The sequence below is a fragment of the Terriglobus albidus genome (assembly GCF_008000815.1).
GTDB lineage: Bacteria > Acidobacteriota > Terriglobia > Terriglobales > Acidobacteriaceae > Terriglobus > Terriglobus albidus_A.
The window spans coordinates 1,620,247-1,635,589 of the sequence record NZ_CP042806.1 but is presented as its reverse complement, the minus strand read 5'-3'; the positions used below and the strand labels follow the sequence as shown (position 1 = coordinate 1,635,589).

10 protein-coding genes are annotated in these 15,343 nt (G+C 55.8%); 4 read left to right on the top strand and 6 right to left on the bottom strand.

Annotated features, from left to right (window positions below; genetic code table 11):
* Positions 1-273: 273 nt before the first annotated feature.
* Positions 274-3,147 carry a ligand-binding sensor domain-containing diguanylate cyclase gene (locus tag FTW19_RS06535; protein ID WP_187143335.1) on the top strand — a complete coding sequence of 958 codons (2,874 nt, stop codon included), beginning with the start codon at positions 274-276 and terminating at the stop codon, positions 3,145-3,147.
* A 259-nt stretch (positions 3,148-3,406) separates the two neighbouring features.
* On the opposite strand, the gene FTW19_RS06530 is transcribed toward FTW19_RS06535, so the two are convergent.
* A complete protein-coding gene (locus FTW19_RS06530) occupies positions 3,407-4,954 on the bottom strand; it encodes a right-handed parallel beta-helix repeat-containing protein (protein WP_147646870.1) in 1,548 nt (515 codons plus the stop codon).
* Between the two features lie 173 nt (positions 4,955-5,127).
* A complete protein-coding gene (locus FTW19_RS06525) occupies positions 5,128-6,804 on the bottom strand; it encodes a TlpA disulfide reductase family protein (RefSeq protein ID WP_147646869.1) in 1,677 nt (558 codons plus the stop codon).
* Between the two features lie 575 nt (positions 6,805-7,379).
* Here FTW19_RS06525 and mrdA point away from each other — a divergent pair.
* The 3 genes from mrdA (at position 7,380) to FTW19_RS06510 (ending at position 11,468) form a co-directional block, all read left to right on the top strand.
* The gene (gene mrdA / locus FTW19_RS06520) at positions 7,380-9,257 is read left to right on the top strand and encodes a penicillin-binding protein 2 (protein WP_147646868.1); all 1,878 of its coding nucleotides are present in this window, start codon (positions 7,380-7,382) and stop codon (positions 9,255-9,257) included.
* 398 nt (positions 9,258-9,655) lie between these two features.
* Complete coding sequence (locus tag FTW19_RS06515; protein ID WP_147646867.1) at positions 9,656-10,165, top strand: DinB family protein; 510 nt, start codon at positions 9,656-9,658, stop codon at positions 10,163-10,165.
* Between the two features lie 202 nt (positions 10,166-10,367).
* Positions 10,368-11,468 (top strand): TIGR03435 family protein, encoded by a 1,101-nt coding sequence (locus tag FTW19_RS06510; protein ID WP_246153611.1) that lies wholly within the window; start codon positions 10,368-10,370, stop codon positions 11,466-11,468.
* Positions 11,469-11,487: 19 nt separating this feature from the next.
* Here FTW19_RS06510 and FTW19_RS06505 read toward each other — a convergent pair whose 3' ends face one another.
* From FTW19_RS06505 to FTW19_RS06490, 4 genes are all read right to left on the bottom strand, one after another.
* Positions 11,488-12,243: a hypothetical protein gene (locus FTW19_RS06505; RefSeq protein ID WP_147646865.1), complete on the bottom strand. Its 756-nt coding sequence runs from the start codon at positions 12,241-12,243 to the stop codon at positions 11,488-11,490.
* A 116-nt stretch (positions 12,244-12,359) separates the two neighbouring features.
* Positions 12,360-12,797, bottom strand: a complete 438-nt coding sequence (atpC, locus tag FTW19_RS06500; protein ID WP_147646864.1) for an ATP synthase F1 subunit epsilon — start codon at positions 12,795-12,797, stop codon at positions 12,360-12,362.
* A 3-nt stretch (positions 12,798-12,800) separates the two neighbouring features.
* The gene (atpD, locus tag FTW19_RS06495) at positions 12,801-14,237 is read right to left on the bottom strand and encodes a F0F1 ATP synthase subunit beta (protein ID WP_147646863.1); all 1,437 of its coding nucleotides are present in this window, start codon (positions 14,235-14,237) and stop codon (positions 12,801-12,803) included.
* Positions 14,238-14,250: 13 nt separating this feature from the next.
* On the bottom strand, positions 14,251-15,342 hold the full coding sequence (locus FTW19_RS06490; protein WP_147646862.1) for a F0F1 ATP synthase subunit gamma: 1,092 nt from the start codon (positions 15,340-15,342) through the stop codon (positions 14,251-14,253).
* Position 15,343 lies beyond the last annotated feature (1 nt).

Here is a 15,343-nt window from a genome sequence, read left to right as displayed (position 1 = left end):
TAAACCTCATCCTGCAGAAGCCGAAGAGGTATTAATGTTGGCTCGTATCCAACCTCTTGATACGCTACTTGCCTCATGCCATCGAGGATGACCACGGAGTTGCACATCCGGCGTAGGGTGATGGAGCATTTCTCCTGTAGGTGTAGTGCGGGGGTTGTGCATCTATGGGCGTTTTCCTCAATGAAAACGCCGCTGCACGCATCTCCCGGGATACCCAGCAACAGGAGAAATGCTCTGGGTCTCGTTCTCATCGCATACACGTGGCTCCTCCTTTTGGTCCCCCACATCCAATCGCAGCAATTCCCTGTCCGCTTCTACGCAAACGAAACCGGACTCGCCAATCTTGCGATCACCGCGGTCACGCAGGACCCAAAAGGCTATCTCTGGATCGGCACAGAAAATGGCGTCTATCGCTTCGACGGCTCTCATTTTCAACGGTTCGGAACAGAAGACGGTCTCCGCCAGTTCTACGTCAGCTCGCTGCAAGCGGATGACGATGGCAACATCTGGGTAGGAACAACAGGGCACCTCTTCCGCCTCTCGGGCCAGTACCTGGTTGAGCTGAAGGATGCGAACCAGCCCCTTTCCATATGGCAGGGGCAGAACCTCGGAAAGCTTCCCGGCGGCCGCATACTCGCCATGGTCAAACGGGAACCGTATCTCTTCCAAAAAAGCGGAAAGGATCAGTGGACCGGCAAGCCGCTGCTCGCAACCATCGCTGCCGCGGAACGATCGTCCATCGGTGGACTTCACTCTCTCTTCGCGGACCGCAAGGGCAACATCTGGATGGGCTGCGGCAAAGCTGTCTGCCAGTGGTCTGCCGGCAACATCACTGTCTGGAGTGCCTCCCGCGGAGTCCCTGAAGACACCTGGAAATCCATGCTGCAGGACAGACATGGAAGCATCTGGATCAGGTCCGCCTACCGCACCGTCGAGATCTCTGCCGCTGGCGGCGGCGCCGTTGATCGAAGCCCCAGCACTCCAAGCGAAGAGCGCGAGCATCTCTTCCTCTCACTGGCAGAGGACGCCAACGGACGCATCCTTCAATCGAGCGACACCAGCCTGCTCCGCTGGGATGGACAGCAGTGGCAGATCTTCAACCGAAACAACGGCATCCCCGGTGAAGCGCTCTCGTCGCTCTTCGTCGATCGCGAAGGGAACGTATGGATGGGTACCGGAGGTCTTGGCCTTGGACAGTGGCTCGGATATCCATACCTCGAAAACTGGACCTTCGCGCAAGGCCTCAAGAATGAAATAGTCTGGTCCTTCCTGTCAGACCGTCACGCAGGCATGTACCTCGGCACCGACAGTGGCCTGCAGAGGCTACACGACAACACGATCTCCGATGTCGATCCACACGAGCTCGGCAAAGCAGAGATCGCCGGCCTTGCAGATGGAGATGCCGGCAATCTCTGGGTCGGCACCATGGGTGGCACGGGCATCCTTCGTCTTGACGAGGCTCGAGGCAAAATCACGCAAGCCACCAAAACAGCGCTGGTCTTTCACATCCTGCATGACACAACCGGGCAGACCTGGTTTACCACCATGCAGGGCCTTTACGCTCTGCGCTCCTCCAACACTACCGGCATGCCTGAACCGGTCATCGAGACCCGCCATCTGCTCGGCGATCGGGATGTACCCACACCGAATGCGTGTGAAGGCCCCTCGCACACCATCTGGGTCCTCAGTGACCTGGGCCCGCTTCGCATGCACGATGGTGCGTGGGATAAACCTGAGGTGAAGAACGCTTCAAACCCTCCCCGCTTCAGCCAGATCGCATGTTCACCGGATGGAACGCTGTGGCTGGGCGGCGAGACACCAGGGCTGTGGCAGGCATCTCCCGCGAACTCGATCCTGACGGCCAACCGCATCTCCATGCCAGACGATCTCCGCGACGCGCATATCATTGCTCTCCTCATGGATCGTCGCGGCTGGTTATGGGTGGGAACCGATATGGGAGTAGCCGTTCTGGACCATGGCCACTGGAGCCTTCTCCGTCAGGACAATGGTCTGGTATGGCCGGATGTATCGCAGGCGGGTCTCTATGAAGATAGAGACGGAAGCGTATGGATCGGTACAAGCAAGGGCGTCTCGCATGTCGTAGCCCCCGCATCGCTCTTCCAGCCGGCGATGCTCTCCGCCGAAGTGGTCGCCATCGAACGCGGTGAAAAGACTCTCTCCGCCAACGATCTCATCGCACTCCCGTGGTCTAAGAGTCCGCTTACCTTCTATCTCGCCGCACTCTCCTACAAAGATCACGCACACCAGCGTCTTCTCTATCGCCTGATCGGCTTTGACGAAACCTGGCAGACCGCGGAAGGAGAGAAGGTACAGTTCACCGCTCTTCCCGGCGGGTCGTACAGTTTTGAGCTCAAAGCAGAGGACCCATTTACGAACAAGTCCTCACCGGTTACCACCGTCAGCTTCACCGTTCGCCCTCCCTGGTGGCGACGTCTCGATGTCCAGATCGCGGAGATCATTGCCCTCCTTCTCCTCATCGCAGGCATCATCCGCCTGTGGCTTCATCGCCTGCTCATACAGCGCAGAAAGCTGGAAAATATGGTGGCCGAAAGAACATATGCCCTCGAAGAAGAAAAACGCCTGCTCACGCAGGCAAAGCTCTCACTGCAACAGATGGCGACCACTGACAGCCTGACGAAACTCCGCAACCGCCACGCCATTCTGGAGATTCTGGATCTTGAGATCTCGCAGGCGAGGAGTAAACAACAGGACCTGGTTGTTGTGCTGATCGACATCGATCACTTCAAGCAGATCAACGACACCTACGGTCACCTTGCCGGCGACGAAGTTCTCCGCTCCGTTGCGCAGACACTCGACGGCCTCGTCCGCAGCTCTGACCACCTGGGGCGCTATGGAGGAGAAGAGTTCCTGCTAGTAATGCCAGGCATCCCCATCGACATGGCACAAGGCAGACTCGACGACCTTCATCGCCAGATCACCAGCTCGGTCGTTCTGGTGGACGACAAGGCCGTACATGTGACCATGAGCTTCGGCGCCGCCGCACTACGGCCCTTTCACTCATTCGATAGCAAAGAATTATTGCATCAGGCAGACACCGCCCTGTATCTCGCAAAAGAAACAGGCAGAAACCGCATCGTCTGGACCTCTTACCCAAGCGGGGACTAGAGTATTTTTCCTGTAGGCGTAGTGCAGGCTCGTGCATCTATGGGCGTTTTCCTCAATGAAAACGCCGCTGCACGCTCCTCCCGGGATACCCAGCAACAGGGAAAATGCTCTAGAACGCTGTCAAACTCCAGACAGCGCTCATTGCTGAAGGAACGGAAATGCGTTTCTCCACACCTTCCATGATTCCACGCCCGAAGTGGGCCTCATGAATCCTGAAACTTTCTGGATCACTGGTATGAAGGTCTTTATGTTGCAGGCTTTAGCAGCCCGTAATGTTTGTTATTATTCCGGAAACGATGGTAAAGACGCAGGCTCCCACAGTTTTTGTACCTGAGAAGCTTGGCCGTAAAGCAGGCGTTCCACTGGCAGTTGCACCAGTCTCGGGAGATGAGTCCCGCAGAAAATTGCCATTACTAAAATTCCCCTTGAATGCATTCCCCAATGCACTGGCTGTTGGTTTGTAAGCATCGAAAAATTGCCCGTTGTTAGCCCAGTTTCCCGATATGATGTTTGGCCCGCTAGCGAAATACGCCGGGTATCCAGAATTCCCGTTTGTATCCGCATAGTTTCCGGATATCGCCATATTATTGGAAGGCACACTGACCCCAATAGCTATCTGATGACTACCGGTGGGATTCTGGAGAGAATTATTGTTAAACGCAATGTTTCCGACGAGCGAGCTATCGACCAAGTCGCTACTGAATCCAGTTCCTCCTGCATTGACAGCTATATTCCCGCTAACCGAAATATTCTTTCCGTCCAGAGAGTAGGCAGTTGAGTCGCAACCATCGGCGACGTTCCCAACCAGGGCTGTATTCATTTGAATGGTAGCAGTATGTGGATAAGTTCCACTGATATCGTAGCAGTCGAAGTGCATCTGCCTTACTGAATTTCCGACGATTGTCGAGTATGTCGTTATCTGGTTTCCGTTTTGGCCAACCTTTATCCCCGACTCGCCGCCATGACGCACGCTGTTGTTGCTGATGATATTGTGATCGCCACCTCCGACAGCTATCCCGGAGAACGATGTGTACGAAACAATATTTTCTGTGAATAGATTGTAGCGACACCCTTTATCCGCGCTACTGACAGACTTCCAGCAAAAGATTCCACCCTCAAAGTTCTTTCCACCCATCACCTGATTGTCATGAACAATGGAGTTGCTGATGTCATATAGGCCGATATAAAACCATCTACCGGATAGTCCCGAGATGTCCAGCCCTGAACCGCCATTAAAGAAAACGCCAGTATCAAATCTCACCTGAGCCTGAAATTTTGATAAACAGTGCGATACACATGTCCCGCCCGGAATATCATCTGGGTGGTCCGGTCTAGGTATAGGTATAAGGTCCCCGTCATTCGCATCATTGGGAATATAGCCATTTCCGGTATTCCATCGATCAATCACAACGACCGTATTGGGAGAGGCCGTAGGAAGCGCCGATGGAGTGACAACTGTAGGTACGGTGACGGTCTGAAAATTTATTCCCGACATCTTCACGCCAGTGCACGAATTACACCGAAAAGCCTCCCCATCCTTCTTCAAAATCGCACCGGCACCCTCCAGTATCACATTCGACAGATTGGATACCGTAATCTCTGACGAGAGGTTATAGGTGAACGGCCCCAGGATAATATGCGAATTGTTCCCTGCTGCTGAGATGGCATTGGCAATGCAGGATTGGTCATAGACATTTGGCGATGTACAGTACTGATTCGCGTAATAGACATGATTGACAGGCTGCGCCGAAATACGGCCGGACAAACCGACGAGAACGAAAAATACAAGCCGGAAGACTTTCGACATACGCCTCTTTCCCTGAAAACAGGAATCTCCACCAGGACCTGCTTCATAGACAGGTTTCGCTTCAAGTTGGATGTTTTCTTGGAACAAATTTTATTTTGCTGAATTTCCTGGACACGAAAAATAGTACCCGTACCTGAAAGCTTTCTCGCAGGATGTGGTTTCCGAGAATAATCTCAATACTCCGCACCAGCCTGCCCCGACTGCGTATGCTCCTGCGATTCGTGCGCCTGCTTGAGCAGCTTCTTCAGCTTACCGCGAACATCGGCGTCCGAACCGATCATCTCCGTCTGCAGGACACCATTCGAATCAATGGTGAAGTAGTGTGGAATGGCCTTGACGTTGTAAGCGTTGCCAAGTGTGCCGTCGGCATCGCGATACTGCGGCCAGTCCATATTGTGCTCCTGCACAAACTTCTTCCAGACAGCAGCGTCCCTGTCGGAGCTGATACTCAACACCACCAGCGGTTCATCTTTGAAATCCTTCGCAATCCGCTGAAGCGTGGGCAGAGTCGCCTTGCACGGTCCGCACCACGTTGCCCAGAAGTCGAGTAACACGACCTTACCGTGCATATCATCAAGCTCAATCTCCTCGCCCTGCGCGGTTACCAGCTTGAACGGAGGAGCAGAGGGCAACGTAGCCAGGTGCGGCGTCTCGGCGAAGCGCACAGCACGCAGGTGAAAACGATCGCTATCCTTCGTCAGGTCAACATATTTCTGGAAGGCAGATTTCGCTTCGTCATCACGGCCCAGCATAGCCAGCACCCGCCCATGCTCAAAGATGCCGACCTTGTTATTCGGCACAATCTCGAGGGCGGCGCGAATCTGGGCCTCTGCCTGCTCGGCCTCGCGCCTCTTCGGTTCACCGTAGTTGCTCTGCAGCAGCGCCTGGCCGATCGTGAGTTTGGCGTGGAACTTATCCGAAGGCGACGTAGCAACCTTGTCGAGTTGCTCGGCGGTGTTCTGCATATCTTTGTAAGCGCCCGTGACGCGCTGCATGTCGATCACATGGTCGAGGCACTCAATGCACTCACCGTTTGACAGCTTCACAGTCTTCTTCCAGCGCCCGACCAGATCTTCAGCGGTGCCTGGCTTACGCGCCTCGGTATACGCCTTCTGAAACTTAGGATCGCTGCGATAAGCAGGCTGAGCGGCCGCTGCAACAGACGCAGGCGATACATCCTCTGCTTTCTTGTCCGCAAGCAGAGTCGGCTGAGGAGGCGGCGTGCCGGCCTTTTCTACCGTCATCCCCTCCGGAGCACGGAACAGCTTCGCATCCGGTTCTGTCTGGTTGATGTGGGTAAAGCGGAAGCTGGTTTTGCCCCAGCCCGGTGTATTGATCACCGTAGCCAGCGCGAATTGCAGCTCAGCGGAATACCAGCTATCCACCATCTCACTATTCCGGTCCAGGCCACGCGAATAGTGCGTCGGCACGCCGTCAATCTTCGGAGCGTCGGCGTCATAGGAGGCTGTCTTCTTCTCCGCGACCCGGGCCTCTTTCAACGGATACTGATGAGCAACCTTCTCGCCTTCCTGCCAGGTCAGTTCAAGATTGGCTACATGATCGAGGATGTAAATCGTTGCCGGGCCGCCGTCGTAACTGATCTCCGATGGAGTGTTTCCCGCGCTGTCCCGGAAGAGCTTCTCTTCCCCGTGGACCTTCGGCGCATCGACCCCATCCGCCGGCTCGAAATCCAATACCCGGATCGCGGAGACCGGAGCGTCCTTAACGACAGGACCGAACTGCAACGGAAGTGTCGGCTTGCGATGCGAAGTAGCCGCTGTCTGAGCAACCAGTGGAACGGAAGCAAAGAGAACCGAAGCAAGCAGAACAGAACGCGAAGGCAGTCTCATGGCGCGGAACCTCAGCAAAGCAAGTGAACCAGAGTACAGTCATCTTCCTATAGCCCCGTTCGCCCCGCAAGCAGAGAAATTGAAGCCAGACTGCAAAACCCGCGTTGTCAAAGACGGCTCACGCGTTCACCACGGACCGCTGTCACGGCATCCCCTTTTGGTTTGTCATTTCGAAGCGTTCGGCGTCTCCGGCCAGCTTTGCTGGATGATGAGGCGTTAGACCTGGGGAGAACTCCACTAGGGTAGTCACTCAAAGAGAGAACTGTTGCTTCCAGCATTACTAGAACAAAAAATGACTGTCCCTAGATCATCTTCAGGTGGTACCCGATGGTAGAACTTATAGTATTCATCGGCATTTTCGTGCGGTATCGCGATCTGGCGAGGGAGCAGTTTCCACGCACCAAGCGATTGGTGTCGATTTGCTCTGCAGCAAGCATGAGGCCAGAACGCTCGCAATATAGGTGTGTCGACTGGAACGATCCGACTGATTACCCCATCGGCCATCGACTACGCGCGTAGCGATGTCAATTACCTCAACAAGAGCAGTGACTTTAGGGCGACGTGGGCGGGAAGGAATGATCGAGGAAAAGGTTGCGACAAAGGAAGAGAAGGTTTCTCCGCTGAAATTGAACATGGCGCAGTATTTTGTTGTGGCGCTATTGGTGATTCTGGCGGGGGGACTCTGGCGTCTACAGGTAGTTAACGCCGAAGGGTACCGCACCCAGGCCGAGCAGAATCGTGTTCGTAAGGTCCCGATTATGGCCCCGCGTGGCAAAATATTCGATCGCGAAGGGCGCTTATTGGTCGACAATTATGCCTCCGTCTCGTGCTATCTACTGCGCGAACCAGCAAGGGATTGGAGCATAGAACTCCCAATGATTGCTCAGGGATTGCATATGACGGTCGAGCAGATTGAAAGTGTCGTGCGCAAGTATCAATTTGCTCCCAAATACCAGCCGATTCCACTCAAGCAAGACATCTCTCCGGATGAAATTGCCTTCATCGAAGCTCATCGTAACGAGCTGCCAGAATTGGAAACGCTGGATGAACAGCGTCGTTTGTATCCCAAAGGAGGCTTTGCAGCCCATCTGATTGGCTATGTCGGCGAGATCAGTGAAAACGATCTCAATAGAGAAAAGTATGCGTTTTATCAGGCTGGCGACGTTGTCGGGAAGTCCGGAGTAGAAGCGACTTATGATGCGGTCCTCCGCGGTACAGACGGAGCACGAGATGTGATTGTAGACAGTCGCGGTCATGAGGTAGGCCAATTGGGACAGCAGGATCCAGTTCCCGGACAAGATTTGCGCTTGGCTGTTGATCTGGATTTGCAAGTCGCTGCAGAGAAAGCGATGGAAGGTAAGAGCGGCGCAATGGTCGCGATTGATCCGCACACAGGTGAAGTTTTAGCGATGGTTTCGCGGCCAACCTATGATCCAAATCAATTCGCCGTTCGCTTGTCGAAAGAATATTGGAACCAAATCCTGAAGGATCCTGATCATCCGATGATGAACAAGGCCATTCAAGCTCAATTGGCTCCAGGTTCGACTTTCAAAATCATCATGTCATACGCCGGTCTCGAAGAAGGGGTAGCCCAGGATATGCACGTTAATTGTTCTGGCGGCGGAACGTTTTTCGGGCACTTTTTTGGATGTGACCTGCATCATGGGGCAGTGAACATTCACAATGCCATTCCTCTAAGTTGCGACACTTTCTACTACACTCTGGCGGAACGTCTGCAAATTGACACAATCGCTAAGTATGCGGCTTCCCTTGGAATAGGGCAGAAGACTGGAATCGACTTGCCGGACGAGGTGAGTGGCACAATGCCGTCGACAGCCTGGAAGCTCAAGAACTTTCATGACAAATGGTACGCCGGTGAGGTGATATCAGTCGGCATTGGGCAAGGAGCCGTCCAGGCGTCACCGGTCCAATTAGCTCGCGCACTAAGCGGTATAGCTTCTGGTGGTAGTTTGAGACGTCCTCATGTGCTTCTCGACGGTCAACTCCCCGCTCAATATCAAAAAGCGATTTATGACATCTACCCGGGAAGTGGGGACAAACAAGTCCCGCTCCAACCCGAGAACTGGCAGATCATTACTGATGCCATGGCCGAAACACTCAATACAGGTACCGCCGCGACAGCGCATCTAGAGGGGATTGACTTTATTGGTAAAACCGGTACCGCTCAAGTGATGAGCCACTTGGCGTTGGCGAGATCCGGCGGGGGGAAAAGGACTGTCCCCAATTCATGGTTTGTCGGAATGACTCCTCGTCGTAATCCCGATATCGTAGTTGCGGTTCTCTGGGAGAATGGCAATGGGGGGTGGAATTCAGCAAAACTCGCTGCACAAGTGGTGAATACGTTTGTGGAGAAGCAGCGGAGGAAGGCCAGAAATCTTCTGAGCAGTGCAGATGTGCAAAAGCAAAAGGGAAATTCCCTCCAGAATCCGTAAGAGTACCCGGAAGTGTGTCATTGCCGTAGGAGGACAAACGATACGGGACTAGCTTCCCAGTCTCGGAGGAGATCTGGATTGATACCGAGCCTCTCCGCGCGCTAGTTCTCCGAAGGTTTCTCAATGTGATCGATGACGATTACCTCCGCCGGTCTTGGTTGCACCCTCGCGGTGGTTTGGCCCTCGCAGTTCGGCATGGCAGAAAGCCACGCGGGATGCTCCTCGCGCAACACGAATTAAATGCTCGACTGTCGCGCCCTGAGGGGCATACAAAAACGAACCTACTGCCGTCGTCTCTACCTTCGTTGCACTAACGACTTGAAACGGCGGGCTTCCACGAACCGTGTTGCATGATCAACCATTACGTCGCGGGTCCCCCAAGACCCCACTTACAATAAATCCGAACCGCAAGGAGGCTCCTTCTGTTCACGCTCACAGGAACCCGCAAGCTACATACCTGGACGTATTCCAGCCTCAGTCTTGTACTCGATCATCTCTCGACGATCCCCGAAGAAGAGTACGTGAGAGCACTTCCGGGCTTCGGTCTCCCAACACTTCGCGCGCAGGTCATTCATATCTTTAACTGTGAAGCTTTCTGGATCCACACCCTTCAGGCAGCCCGCTTCAAGGATGAGGATGCTGCCAACTGGCCTACCATCTCCGATGCCAGACTCCTGCAGAGCCGCGTCGGCGCAAACACGCTTGCCTACCTGTCAGGCCTGACGGACGAGCAACTCAACACAGATACAACGCTGCATTTCCCGGACGGAGACACGGCCATCCGCACCCCGGCGCTGATCCTTCATCACGTCTTGACCCACGCCTTCCATCACAAAGGCCAGATCGTCTCCATGTGCCGCACCCTGGGCTATCCCGCTCCCGACACCGATCTCAACCAATTCGAGTGAACTGATTCCAGCCCAGACACCCGGTGCCCCGGGTCCCGAACGAACTTTGCTTCGTTGGGGTGGTTTCCCGATTCTGGGACATGGGCATTCGAGCAAAGCTCGAACTTCTTTTTTGTTTGTCATTTCGTAGGGACCGAAGGGAGCGAGAAATCTGCTTCTCTGCCCAGGTGGCCCATGTCTGAATCCCCATCGGACTGCGCTGGTGACATCACCCAGCCAGGAACGTCATAAAAAAAACGAACACATCCGGCAGTCATGCCGTCTTCATAGTGCACCCGCACGACGGCACCAGCTTCGATCTTCGGTAACAAAAGGGCACGCAGACTTGATCTGGTCTTACGCGAAGCAATTACGATATGCCTGCCTGTTGCTCAGTGGAGCACTCACCCTTCCCTTGTCCGCACAATCAGCGCCTAGGCCTCCCGCATGGCAGATCGAAGCGGGCGGCAAAGCCAGCTTCGAGGTCGCGTCGATCAAACCCAGCAGTCCTGATGCACCATCACCTTCCAACGTACCGATCGGCCCTCAAGTCAACTTCACCCCTACGGGAGGCCTGTTTACCGCTGACGCCACAGTTGAGCGATATATCTATTTTGCTTACAAACTATTTCTTACTCCCTCGCAAAAAGACGCGCTCATGGCCACCCTGCCGAAATGGGTGACCAATCAACGCTTCGTGATCAAGGCGCGAGCACAGGGCGATCCTACAAAGGATCAATATCGCCTGATGATGCAGTCGCTGCTGGCTGAAAGATTCAAACTGGCAGTCCATTTCGAACCGAAGCGCCTTCCCGTATTTGCCCTTGGCTTCGTTAAAGAAGGCAGGTTTGGCCCCTATCTCCGCTTGCACACCGCCGGCCCTTCATGCAACGTTCCTGCCGCGCCCGACGGATCGCCGGCGCATGCTACATCCGAAAAACCTATCAACGGAACGCCTGAATACCCGTTCTGGTGCGGCGGAGAAACAGCAATAGTGCTCTCCCCCAGATTGGCCGAGTGGGGTATTCGCGACTCTACCATGGCATACCTTGCCGCCGACTTACCGGGGCTGCCACCGACGCCCTTCGATCGCCCCATCGTGGATGAAACCGGCGTGAAGGAGAAGATCGACTTCGCACTAGTATGGAACTGGCATCCCTCCGCAGATCAGGCCACGGAGACAACTCCGGAAGCACAAAGAGACCCGCGAGAGGTCTCTATGGAAGAAGCATTGCGAGATCAGCTCGGACTGAAACTGCGGCCCACCGAGGCGGTGATCGACACATTCGTCATCGACCACATCGAGCTTCCTTCAGAAAACTAGCTGAGGCCGAGATCCCCCATCATTCATCCGAGGAACCATCACTCATACGACGCCGAACCAGGATATTTCCGACCATAGTCGACTCTACCTTCTTCCCTGACTCTGCCCAATCGCAACCAGGAATGTAGAGATCGAGTAAGACCGCCGACCTCCACCTTACGCCATAGAGGAAGGAAGCGCTGCACATCGCTTCGTCGTACACAGCAATAGCCGTGTCGGCTCTGAGAGCCTGACTTTGACTATCTTGCAGCCACACCTTCAACCTTTTCTTGTCACCGGAGCCCGATTCCGGCTCCACCTTCACTGTGACTTGGTGAACAGAATCGAGAGAAGAGAGCACTTCAGAAACTCCGCTTTCCGCATCATCGATCCAGGTAGCGGTATGTACAAAGCCGATCGGCGCAATACCCGCCGCCTCTCCTGTGGCAGGCGATACCGTCTTATATCGCCTGCTCGTGGCATCCGTCGGATACAGAACCGCGATCTTCGCCGGATCAAGCCAACTCACATTGAAATCTTCTAAGTGACTCTCGTAAGGGAGCCGGGCAACCACTGTCTTGAGCCAGTGACGACGACCTATCGCAACTTCAACGACATCCGGCTCACTCCCCCATTGAGATCGCTGAATCCTACGAATCACCGCAATGCTTTTCCCATCCGGAGAAACGATCTCTTTGACAACTGATTCACGATCAGCAAAGAAAGAGTGGACAGCGACAAACAGAACCAAAAGGCAGACTAAGCAAAGCAGGCCGATCAATCGTTTGATAGTCACTGACTGGAATTCTAAGTCCAAATCCGATGCTCACATCTGCGACACAATAAACTCACCGATTCGAAGCTAAAGGCGCGGACCGAAGTCCGCGCCTTTGCTTTGTATCTACATAAAAGTTAGTGAGCGGCCTTGCCCTCAGCCGAAGCAATCTTCTCCTCGGCTACGCGGATCTCCGCATTGGCATCGTCATACGCCTGCGCTTCGTCGCCGGCATTGGCCCAGTCCTTCTCGCCTTGCAGAAGCTCTGCCTTTGCCTGCTCGACGTTGATCTCGCTTGGGCGCATTGCCTGTTCGGCCAGGATGGTCACACGCTCCGGCAGCACCTCGGCAAAGCCCCAGGCTACGAAGAACTTCTCGTTGCCCGAAGCGCCGCCGTGCAGGCGAACCTCGCCGGCGCCCAGCTCGGCCAGCAGCGGAGAGGCGCCGTACAGCGTCTCCAGGTAGCCGGACATCGACGGCAGCTCCACCGCCTCAGCCGTGGTGTCGACCACCACGCGCTGCGGCGTGACCAGCCGCACCGAGAGAAGTCCCGTATTGTGTGTTGTCTCGGCCATGGCTTACTTCTTCATCTTCTCCGCGGCTTCGAGCACTTCCTCGATCGAGCCCTTCATGTAGAAGGCCTGCTCCGGAATGCTGTCGTGCTTGCCTTCAATGATCTCCTTGAAGGAGCGGACCGTGTCGGCAACCTTGACGTACTTGCCCGGGTTGCCGGTGAAGATCTCGGCCACGTGGAAGGGCTGCGACAGGAAGCGCTGCACCTTACGTGCACGGGCGACGGTAATCTTGTCCTCTTCCGAAAGCTCGTCGATGCCGAGAATCGCGATGATGTCCTGCAGATCCTTATAGCGCTGCAGAATTCCCTTCACGGCCTGGGCCACACGGTAGTGCTCGTCGCCGACCACGCGCGGAATCAGGATGCGCGAGTTCGAAGCCAGCGGATCGACGGCCGGATAGATACCGATTTCCGTCAGTGCACGCGAGAGCACGGTGGTGGCGTCAAGGTGAGCAAAGGTCGTCGCCGGAGCCGGATCGGTAAGATCGTCCGCCGGAACGTACACAGCCTGTACCGACGTAACCGAACCCTTCTTGGTCGAGGTAATACGCTCCTGCAGCTGACCCATCTCGGTCGCCAGGTTCGGCTGGTAGCCTACGGCCGAAGGCATACGGCCCAGCAGCGTGGATACCTCGGAACCAGCCTGCGTGAAGCGGAAGATGTTGTCGATGAATAGCAGCGTGTCCGCGCCTTCCTCATCACGGAAGTGTTCCGCGATGGTCAGACCGGTCAGCGCCACGCGCAGACGCGCGCCCGGCGGCTCGGTCATCTGGCCATAGATGAGTGAGGCTTTGGACTTGGTCCAGTCGTGGGGATCGATAACGCCCGACTCCTGGAACTCGTGCCAGAGGTCGTTGCCTTCACGGGTACGCTCGCCGACGCCGGCGAAGACCGAGAAGCCGCCGTGCTTCATGGCGACGTTGTTGATCAACTCCTGAATCAGAACCGTCTTGCCTACACCGGCGCCGCCGAACAGACCGATCTTACCGCCCTTCAAGAAGGGCTGGATCAGGTCGACGACCTTGATGCCGGTCTCGAACATCTCTTCCGAGGTCGACTGCTCCTCGAAGCTCGGGGCCAGGCGGTGAATCGACCTGAAGGTCTTCGCCTGAACCGGTCCAAGTTCGTCCACGGGCTGACCCAAAACGTTGAGCACGCGGCCCAGGGTCTCGCGTCCCACGGGAACGGTGATGGGGCCGCCGGTGTCCTGCGCCTTCATGCCGCGAACCATACCTTCGGTCGCCGTCATGGCGACGGTACGCACACGGCCCTCGCCCAGGTGCTGCTGCACCTCGACGATAACGTCGATGGGATGGGGCGTCGTGAAGCCCTCGCTGGTGATACGCAGCGCCTGATAGATAGGCGGCATATTCGACTCTTCGAACTGCACGTCAACGGCCGGGCCGCTGATGGAAACTACGTGTCCAATGTTCTCTGCCATAAATCCTTCTCTTTTACAGAGCGGCCGCGCCGCTCACAATCTCGATCAGTTCCTTCGTGATGGCCGCCTGGCGTGCGCGGTTCATCGTCAAGCTCAACGCGTCAATCATGTCGCCCGCATTGCTCGTGGCGTTATCCATCGCTGTCATACGCGCGGCATGCTCGGCAGCCGCCGACTCCAGCATCGCGTGCAGGATCTGGGTCTCAATGTACTTCGGCATCAGGTGCTTGAAGATGCGTGCCGGGCTCTGATCGAAGATGTAGTCCACATCGGCGGTGCCGAACTTCTTGGCCTCGCGCTCGATCACGGTCTCCTCGGGCTCCAGCGTGCTGACACCGGCCGAGCGTGCAGCATGTCCCGCGGCTTCCTTCTGCTCCGTCGTCATCTCTTCCGACGCAGTAATCTCCGGAGCTCCCAGCTTGGCGATCGGCAACAGCTTCTCAACCACCACACGCTGCGCGATCACGCTCTTGAACTCATTGAAGACCACATACACGGAGTCGATCTCGGCCCGTTCGAAACGGGCGACGATATCGCGCACCATGGCATGCACCTTGTTGAAGTCCAGGCGAGCCAGCATCAGCTCATGCTCACCGGTCAATTCCACCCGCTGCGCACGGTGCCGAATGATCTCGTGGTGCTCAGAGAGATCGTTGTCGTACTTCTCCGTCTTGCGCTCATACACGGCCTGGGAGAACAGGCGACGGAAGGCATCTTTCGCCTTGCGGCCCACCGGCTCCACATCCACATTCTGGCCACGGCTCTCGCGCTCGCGTACGAAGGTCGACGCGGCGCGCACTATGTTGGAGTTGAACGCTCCGGCAAAGCCTTTGTCACCCGCAACCACCACGACGAGGACATTCTTCTCCTCGCGCTGCACCAGCAGCGGATGAAGCGCTTCGCCGGTTGTGTGATCGAAGATATCGGCGCGGCGCTGCAGCGACTCCAGCACAGCCGTAATCATCTGCGCGTAAGGACGCGCCTGCAGCGCAGCCTCCTGCGCACGGCGCAGCTTGGCCGCCGAAACCATCTTCATCGCCTTGGTGATCTGCCGCGTGTTTTTCACGCTGCGGATACGGCGTCGTAGATCGAGAACGCTTGGCATA

What these genes read in the sequence shown, in the direction of transcription:
- FTW19_RS06530 (WP_147646870.1), bottom strand. Translation starts at nt 4,954, where the DNA reads ATGTCGAAAGTCTTCCGGCTTGTATTTTTCGTTCTCGTCGGTTTGTCC.
- FTW19_RS06525 (WP_147646869.1), bottom strand. Translation starts at nt 6,804, where the DNA reads ATGAGACTGCCTTCGCGTTCTGTTCTGCTTGCTTCGGTTCTCTTTGCT.
- FTW19_RS06490 (WP_147646862.1), bottom strand. Translation starts at nt 15,342, where the DNA reads ATGCCAAGCGTTCTCGATCTACGACGCCGTATCCGCAGCGTGAAAAAC.
- mrdA (WP_147646868.1), top strand. Translation starts at nt 7,380, where the DNA reads ATGATCGAGGAAAAGGTTGCGACAAAGGAAGAGAAGGTTTCTCCGCTG.
- atpD (WP_147646863.1), bottom strand. Translation starts at nt 14,237, where the DNA reads ATGGCAGAGAACATTGGACACGTAGTTTCCATCAGCGGCCCGGCCGTT.
- atpC (WP_147646864.1), bottom strand. Translation starts at nt 12,797, where the DNA reads ATGGCCGAGACAACACACAATACGGGACTTCTCTCGGTGCGGCTGGTC.